General features: G+C 58.1%; 6 protein-coding genes. 5 read left to right on the plus strand and 1 reads right to left on the minus strand.

The features are described from left to right. Nucleotides 1-91 precede the first annotated feature (91 nt). Nucleotides 92-676 (minus strand): single-stranded DNA-binding protein, encoded by a 585-nt coding sequence (locus AAC083_RS04625; RefSeq protein ID WP_042039302.1) that lies wholly within the window; start codon nt 674-676, stop codon nt 92-94. 530 nt (nt 677-1,206) lie between these two features. On the opposite strand from AAC083_RS04625, the gene AAC083_RS04630 reads away from it, so the two are divergent. From AAC083_RS04630 to AAC083_RS04650, 5 genes are all read left to right on the plus strand, one after another. Continuing rightward, nucleotides 1,207-1,866, plus strand: coding sequence for a LuxR C-terminal-related transcriptional regulator (locus tag AAC083_RS04630; protein ID WP_108535958.1), 660 nt, complete (start codon nt 1,207-1,209; stop codon nt 1,864-1,866). Nucleotides 1,867-1,960: 94 nt separating this feature from the next. Then, entirely contained in the window at nt 1,961-4,801 is a 2,841-nt protein-coding gene (uvrA, locus tag AAC083_RS04635) for an excinuclease ABC subunit UvrA (protein ID WP_042039304.1), read from the plus strand. A gap of 132 nt (nt 4,802-4,933) precedes the next feature. Further along, a complete protein-coding gene (locus tag AAC083_RS04640; protein ID WP_181364645.1) occupies nt 4,934-6,619 on the plus strand; it encodes a sensor domain-containing diguanylate cyclase in 1,686 nt (561 codons plus the stop codon). Nucleotides 6,620-7,065: 446 nt separating this feature from the next. Next, a complete protein-coding gene (locus tag AAC083_RS04645; protein WP_042038477.1) occupies nt 7,066-7,677 on the plus strand; it encodes an OmpW family outer membrane protein in 612 nt (203 codons plus the stop codon). 218 nt (nt 7,678-7,895) lie between these two features. After that, nucleotides 7,896-8,927, plus strand: a 1,032-nt coding sequence (locus tag AAC083_RS04650) for an MCP four helix bundle domain-containing protein (protein WP_181364646.1), incomplete at its 3' end; no start/stop codon positions are given.

An 8,927-nucleotide genomic window follows, 5' to 3' on the forward strand; every position in this document is an offset into this window, starting at 1 on the left:
GAGGCGCTGGGGCGCCCCATGCAACACGTAATTGGGACATAGCCAAAAAAAAGCCCTGAATCAACAGGGCCTTCTGGGAATGCGTTGCCGATCAAAACGGGATGTCGTCGTCGAAATCCATCGGCGGCTCGTTATATACCGGCGGTGCAGACTGGGGCTGCTGGGCCGGACGGCTGTATCCACCTTGCTGCGGCTGCATGTTCTGCTGCGGCGCGGCGGCAGGACGGGCCTGGTTCATTGGCTGCTGGGCGGGCATGCCTTGTTGTGGCTGACCCCAGTTGCCTTGGGGTTGGCCACCCATGTTCTGACCGGCGCCACCTTGCGGACGGCCACCCAGCATCTGCATCACGCCGCTGAAGCTGTCTACCAGCACCTCGGTGGTGTAGCGCTCCTGGCCGCTCTGATCCTGCCACTTGCGGGTCTGCAGTTTCCCTTCGACATAGACCTGGGAGCCCTTCTTCAGGTACTCGCCTGCCACTTCGGCCAGCTTGCCCATGAACACCACGCGGTGCCACTCGGTACGCTCTTTCTGTTCGCCGGTCTGCTTGTCGCGCCAGGTTTCAGAGGTGGCCAGGGTGATGTTGGTCACGGCACCGCCACTCGGCATGTAGCGCACTTCCGGGTCTTGTCCCAGGTTACCGATCAGAATGACTTTATTGATGCCTCGACTGGCCATAATCTCTCTTCCACCCTTTATATACCGGCCAGGCCATATGCCTGGACCAATTCAACATATCGTTTGTTTTCTGTCAGATAGGCAACATCGCTGGACGATACTGTCACTCAAGTGATGATTGCACCCGGTTCAGTCGGCCTGCTGGCCAAAGCCCCGCTTTCAGATTTTGCCCGCAATAGTAACAGTTGGCGCGAACGAGCGCACATCTTCCTGTCCGTTCAGCCTCAGCCAAGGCATAGACCGAAGGATTAACTTACACGAGGCCGACCTTGACCAGCAAGCGGGCAGGGACAGCAGGGTGTCCATGCCCATGGCGCGATCGCCGCAGGAATGCGGGTTTGCTTTGATGCGACACCCTGTGTCAGGCGTTGAGCCAGCATTTCACCCAAATGGGGGGAGGCAGCTAGTCCTTTGTATTGCTTAGGAAATTGGTGAGTTTCAAAGGAGGCACACTTGTGTCTAATACTTTTTTAATACTGCACCGTTCGAGGGGCTTGGTACTCTCTGCTGCCAAAAAAACCATGGCCTGAATGTTCAAGGACGTGATCTTCATGACCACCCTATATCCCATCGTACTGGTGACCGAAAATAATGTGCAGGCGGTCAGTTTTCAGAGCTATCTGACCGAGCAGCTGGCACTTCCCATCCTGCTGGTGAGCATATTGGAAACCCTGCCCCTACAGGACGAACTCGAGCCGCGCCCCTTGTTTCTGGTTGATCTGGATTACCTCAAGTCGAGCCAGCAGTCGGGTTGGCCACGGGAGATCGCCAGCCGCTTTGGTGAGGCCAATACGGTGTTGCTTAACGCTCCGACCAGCACGGATCGGGAGTTGCTGCTGATGTGGCCCCATACCAGCGGGCTTTTTTTCCGTCAGGATCCGCTGGATCGGCTGGTGTTCGGCATTCGCAAGGTGCTGCAGGGGGAGTACTGGATCCCTCGCCACTTGCTGTGTGATCTGGTCAACTACTACCGCAAGGGGGGGGAGCATCATGTGCGCAACCAGACGCTGCTGACCGTGCGTGAGCAGGAGATCATCCGTTATCTGATGACGGGAGCCTCCAATACCGAGATTGCCGACAGCCTGTTTGTGAGCGAGCACACCATCAAGTCCCACCTCTACAACGTGTTCAAGAAGTTGAACGTAAAGAACCGGTTGCAGGCAGTGAGCTGGGCCAAGGAGTATCTCTGAAAGCGATGGGGATGATGGATAAAACCTGTCTATTCATCCAGTAGTCTCTATGCCATACTGATTCGCTCTGGTTTGTGTATCGAGCGTGCAAAAGATGGAAAAAATCGTGATTCGGGGTGCCCGCACCCACAATCTCAAGAACATCAATCTGACCCTGCCCCGCGACAAGCTGATCGTGGTCACTGGTCTATCCGGCTCCGGCAAGTCTTCCCTGGCGTTCGATACCCTCTATGCCGAGGGGCAGCGCCGCTACGTGGAGTCGCTCTCCGCTTATGCTCGCCAGTTCCTCTCCCTGATGGAAAAACCGGATGTGGATCATATCGAGGGACTTTCCCCTGCCATCTCCATCGAGCAGAAGTCCACCTCCCACAACCCGCGTTCGACCGTCGGCACCATTACCGAAATCTATGACTATCTGCGCCTGCTGTTTGCGCGGGTAGGTGAACCTCGCTGCCCGACTCATGCCATTCCGCTCGCCGCCCAGACCATCAGTCAGATGGTGGATCAGGTGCTGGCCCAGCCCGAGGGCAGCAAGCTGATGCTGCTGGCCCCCGTGGTGCGGGATCGCAAAGGGGAGCACAGCAAGCTGCTGGAAAACCTGGCAGCGCAGGGTTATATCCGTGCCCGTATCGATGGCGAGGTGTGCGACCTCTCCGATCCCCCCACCCTGGAGCTGCACAAGAAGCACACCATCGAGGTGGTGGTGGACAGGTTCAAGGTGCGCGATGACCTGGCGCTACGCCTGGCCGAATCGTTCGAGACTGCGTTGACCCTCTCCGGCGGCATCGTATTGGTGGTGCCCATGGACGGGGAGGAGGGGGTTGCCCCCATGACCTTCTCCGCCAACTTCGCCTGCCCGGAGTGTGGCTACTCCATGTCGGAGCTGGAGCCGCGCATCTTCTCCTTCAACAACCCGGCCGGTGCTTGCCCCACCTGTGATGGTCTGGGCGTACAGCAGTATTTCGATCCGGCCAAGGTGATTGGCGATCCGGCCATCAGTCTGGCCAACGGTGCTATCCGTGGTTGGGACAAGCGCAGCTTCTATTACTTCCAGATGCTCAAGTCTCTCTCCGAGCACTACAAATTCGATCTGGAGGCAGCGTGGGAGGATCTGCCCCTCAAGACCCAGGAGGTGATCCTGCGCGGCTCGGGGCGTACCGAGGTCGAGTTCCGCTACATGAACGATCGCGGCGACGTGGTCGTGCGCAAGCACCCGTTCGAGGGGATCTTGCACAATATGGAGCGACGCTACCGCGAAACCGAATCCAACTCGGTGCGCGAAGAGCTCTCTAAATACATCGCCAACAAATCCTGCGCCAGCTGCGGTGGCAGCCGGTTACGGGAAGAGGCGCGCCATGTGTTTGTGGACAACCGCAACCTGCCCGCCATCGCGGAACAGTCCATTGGCGATGCGCTCGCCTTCTTCGAGGGGCTGGGCCTGACCGGCCAGCGTGGGCAGATTGCCGAGAAGATCTTGAAAGAGATCATCGAGCGGCTCGGCTTCCTGGTGAACGTGGGCCTCAACTATCTGAGCCTGTCGCGCAGTGCCGAGACCCTCTCCGGCGGTGAAGCTCAGCGCATCCGGCTTGCGAGCCAGATCGGCGCCGGTCTGGTTGGGGTGATGTACGTACTTGATGAGCCCTCCATCGGCCTGCACCAGCGCGACAACGAGCGGCTGCTCAAGACCCTCACTCACCTGCGCGATCTGGGCAATACGGTCATAGTGGTGGAGCATGACGAGGACGCCATCCGCCTCGCCGACCATGTGCTCGACATCGGCCCGGGGGCTGGCGTGCACGGTGGCGAGATTGTTGCACAGGGCACCCCCCAGCAGATCATCGACAATCCGGCTTCCCTGACCGGTGACTATCTCTCTGGCCGCAAGCAGATCGCCATTCCTGCCGAGCGTACCCCGCTCACCGGCAAGTGGTTAAAACTCAAGGGGGCGAGCGGCAACAACCTGCGCAACGTCAATCTGGATCTGCCCATAGGGGTGATGACCTGCGTCACCGGCGTCTCTGGCTCCGGCAAGTCGACCCTGATCAACGATACCCTGTTCCGCATCGCTCACCGGGAGCTCAACAAGGCGACCGAGTCCACGCCTGCTCCCTATCGCAGCATCGAGGGGTTGGAGCATCTGGACAAGGTGGTGGATATCGATCAGAGCCCCATCGGCCGCACCCCGCGCTCCAACCCGGCCACCTATACCGGCCTGTTCACCCCGATCCGCGAGCTGCTCTCCGGCACCCAGGAGGCGCGTTCGCGCGGCTACCAGCCGGGCCGTTTCTCCTTCAACGTCAAAGGGGGCCGCTGCGAGGCGTGTCAGGGGGATGGGGTCATCAAGGTGGAGATGCACTTCCTGCCGGATGTCTATGTGCCGTGCGATGTCTGCAAGGGCAAGCGCTACAACCGCGAGACCCTGGAGGTGAAGTACAAGGGCAAGAACATCCACGAGATCCTCGATATGACGGTGGAAGATGCCCGGGCTTTCTTCGACCCGGTGCCGGCGGTGGCGCGCAAGCTGCAAACCTTGATGGATGTGGGCCTCTCCTACATCCGCCTCGGCCAGTCGGCCACCACGCTGTCCGGAGGGGAGGCGCAGCGGGTCAAGCTGGCGCGCGAGCTCTCCAAGCGCGACACGGGTCAGACCCTCTATATCCTGGATGAGCCGACCACAGGTCTGCACTTCCACGATATACAGCAACTGCTCAAGGTACTTCACCAGCTGCGGGATCGGGGCAATACCATCGTCATCATCGAGCACAACCTGGATGTCATCAAAACCGCTGACTGGATCGTTGATCTGGGGCCCGAGGGCGGTGCCGGTGGCGGCCGTATCCTGGTGACAGGTACGCCAGAGCAGATCAGCCGCTGTGAGGATTCTCATACGGCGCGCTTCTTGGCCCCGCTGTTGGTAAGATCATCGCGGCTGTAATGAGACAAGGGGCCCTGTGCCCCTTGTTTTGTATCGACGTGATTCAGTTGCCGCCCCAGGAGACGGATACTCCATACTTGGTACAAGACAGTTTCCGCTCCCTGGTTTGCCGTCCAAAGGATATTGGCGTTCATGGCTCAACCTTCCCGCTCCATCGATCATTTGCTGGCCTACTCCATGTTTCCCATCTGGGCCGGAGCCATCCTGATGTTGCTCATCGTGATCGCCCTGGCTCAGGTGCCAGCGGCACAGCGGATCGAGGAGCGGCGGATGAAGGATCACCTGCAGCGGGTGATCAAGGCGGTACAGGGTGATATCAACGCCATCAATGCCTTCACCCGGGATTGGGGTATCTGGGATGAGAGCTATCATTTTCTGGCTCATCCCAATCAGGCTTATATTCGTTCCAATTTGCTGGTCGATACCCCGATGCGGGATTTCGAACTCAGCGTATTGAGCTATATGGATTTGCAGGGAGTCGAGATCTGGACTCGTACCCTGCTGCCCGAGACGCCAGACACAGACACGACCCTGCTTCCATTTTTCCTGGACGACCTCAAGCTGCAGTTGCTGCGTGAATCCCGTCAGGAGGGGATGCGCAGTCTGAGCGGGGTGAGGCGATCCCAGTGGGGACCCCTCATCTACTCGTTCCAGCCGGTCACCAACGCTCTGGAAAACGCCACACCCAATGGCTATCTGCTGGTGACTCGCTGGCTGGATGCTCGCTATCTGCATGAGCTGGCTGAGCGCACCGCCCTCTCTTTGACCCTCTCCCAGCCCAAGCCTTCTGATAACTTCCTCTCCTTCAAGCCACTCAAACCACAGATGAGCTATCGCCTGGTGGATCTGGGACTGCAGCGGGTCAGGGGGGAGGGGGTGCTGCTCGACAGCAATGGCGACCCCGTGTTGATCCTGATAGTGGAAGACGATCGTGATGTGTTACAGGGCGCGATGGAGGGCGCTATCTGGACCTTCGTCGGCATGCTGCTGATCAGCCTGGCCTGCATCTTGATGGCGCTGGCACGGCTGCGGACCATAGTGCTGGGGCCGGTCAGCGAGCTGGTGAAAGCGCTGCAGAAATTTGGCGAAAAACAGGACATCAGCGTGCTGCCGATCATCGACAGCAGCCAGGAGATGGCACTGCTCAGCCGCAAATTCCGAGAGATGGCGGCCAAGATCAGCCTGCACCACAGTGCCTTGCAGGCGCACTCTTCCAAGATGGAGACTGCTGCCTATACGGATCCGCTGACCCATGCCTTCAACCGGCGCTACCTCGATGAGTGGCTGCTGAGCCAGGATAACGTCACCGCCGCCAGGATGCTGGTGATCCTGGATCTGGATCACTTCAAACAGGTGAACGATCGTTTCGGGCACGATATCGGCGATCTGGTGTTGTGCCAGCTCGCTGAGCTGCTGCACGGCGCCCTTGGTGAGGAGGAGCCACTGATCCGGCTGGGTGGCGAGGAGTTCCTGCTGCTGCTCATGTGCGAGGAGGCGACACAGGTTGCGAGTCGGGTCGAGCGCTTGCGCCGCAAGATTGCCGAGTACAGGTTCGGGCGTGAGGAGGTGCCGCTCAAGATGACGGCGTCGCTGGGATATTGCAGGTATCCTCTGCACCGGGAACTGGAAGATTCGTTCTGGAATCTCAGCTTCAAACTGGCAGATATGGCGTTATACAGAGCCAAGCAGGAGGGACGGGATCGCTGGCGAGGCTACAGTGGGGAGCTGGCCCGGGAGCAATGGGTACTAAGCCCGGAGCAGATAGCGGCGGGAGGGTGGCTGTTGTGCCAGACGTCCCACGTCGGCCAGCGGGTTTAATGGGTCAGCATTAATAGCGCCATGCCGAGAATGAATCCCAATAAAATAAACAGAGAGGATCTTCTGCCCTAAATGGCCGCCAGAATGGCGATGATCTTTTCCCGTCTTGTTTGTTCTTTCATGCATTTTCGCTTACAGCATGCGCTACATGGGTGGCAAAAATACGCTTGTTACCAGGTTGAACCCACCATCCCTCGCCGTTTAAATCTGCAATAAGATATATTTGCATTGTTTCTTAGTGAGTGCCCCAGCAGAGTTTTATTACTCAATGCATTGTTTTTATTGTATTTTTTATTTGTTTTTTTCAGTTTGATGGGGCCGAAAAGCTGCCGAACACATCTATCTATTTCTTGGTAACGTTTGAGCTAAATCAATAACTCTGCGTTCACATCCCTTTATAGTTTTCGGGCTTGCAACATAGAACGAAAACTAAAAGGAAAAATGTGATGAAAAAGATCCTTCCGCTGATGATCGCAGCCGCACTTGCCTCTCCCGTTGCCATGGCCCACCAGGCTGGCGATATTCTGGTCCGTGGTGGCCTAGCGTTTGTATCCCCTCAAACGAGCAGTGACGATGTGCTGGGTACCGGTGAGCTGCAAATTGACAGCAACATGCAGCTGGGTCTGACCCTCTCTTACCTGATCACGGATAACTGGGGTGTCGAGCTGTTGGCCGCCACGCCGTTCTCCCACTCCGTCTCGACCGCGGGTCTGGGCGAGGTCGCCAAGGTCAAGCATCTGCCGCCGACCTTGATGGCGCAGTACTATTTCGGCGATGCCAAGAGTAAGGTGCGCCCCTATATCGGTGCCGGTGTGAACTACACCACCTTCTTCGATGAGCAGGGACGTGGCGCACTGGCAGGCACAGAAATCAACGTGGACTCTTCCTGGGGCTTGGCGGGTCAGGTCGGCTTGGACATGGCGATCACTGATCGCTGGTTCGTCAACGCTTCCGCCTGGATCATGGATATCGACACCGATGTGCACACTGCCGTGGGCACCATCAATACCTCCATCGATCCCATGGCCTTCATGTTCGGTGTCGGCTATCGCTTCTGACAAGATGCAGGACTGGCCTCCTCACGGCCATTACCGCTAAGCACGTCTCTTTGGCTCGGCATTGTCCGGGCCCTTTTATACTTGCGCCAGATCCCCGCAATTGTGTTACAACTCTATATAGATCAATAAAATAACGTACCCTCCCCTCCATAATTCGCCGCTTGTGCCGATAGTATCTAGGTTCACGTTACCTTCCCCCAATGAGTGAGGATGTCTCCATGGGTTTATCTATTGTGCAGCGGATCATCGCCGGATTTGTGTTGATGCTGATGCTGTTGATCCTGCTTGGGGTGATCAGCATCCTGAAGATCAGGGGTATCAACGATGGCTTGTCGCAGGTATCAGACCGGGCAACACCGCTGGTGATTGCGGTGGCGGGCCTGAAAGGTGCCCTGCAAGACAGTAACCGCTGGGTGCTGGTCTACCGGACCAGTAAGGAGGCGAGCCAGCTGCCGCAACTTGCCAGCCAGTTCAAGGAGCAGCAGGCCCGTTTCAGCCAGCTGAGCCAAGAGATGGACAAGTTCACCGGAGTGGGGGAGGCCAATAGCCGCTTCCAGCAGGTGGATGGCGCGACCAAACAGTTTTATGGGCTGGCGGAGCAGGTGCTCTCCCTGCACAGCCAATGGGTCAACGCCCTCGATCAGCGCCACCAGCTGGAGATCGCCTTCATCCGGCTGGAAGACACCTACCAATGGGCGGCCGATCTGCTGTTGCAGCAGACCGCCAGCAAGCGTTCCATGCGCAACAAGGCCGAGCTCATCACTTCGGGCATAGCGCGGGATCTGAAAAACATTCGCCGGGCTGATGCCAACACAGATCTCAATGAACTGGAAAAGGTGCTTAGCAAGGATATCGAGATGGCTCGCAAACGCCTCGATCGGGTGCTGGTCCCCGACGATGTGAAGCAGCGTTTCGTCTCCAACCTGGACCGGATGCAGGAGCTGGCGCTTGGCCAGCAGGGCTTGCTTGCCACCATGCGCAATGCCCAGCAACTGGCAGCATCGTTGCAAACCTTGAATCAGCAGCTCGACGCCAGCCTGGCAAACAGCCTGAGCCTGCTCGACGAGATGGGTCAGTCGGCCGGGACCATCGCCAGTCAGAGCCGGACCGCGGCAGATGATGCGGTCAGCAGTGCCAGCTTCTGGATCCTGATCGTTGCCGCCATCTCGGCCGCGGCGGCGCTCATCATTGGCTATACCACGGCGCGCAGTATTCAGCGTCCGCTGCAGATGATCAACAAGGAGCTGAAC

The organism is Aeromonas sp. HMWF014, assembly GCF_963878295.1.
In the GTDB taxonomy this organism is placed as follows: Bacteria; Pseudomonadota; Gammaproteobacteria; order Enterobacterales; family Aeromonadaceae; genus Aeromonas; species Aeromonas popoffii.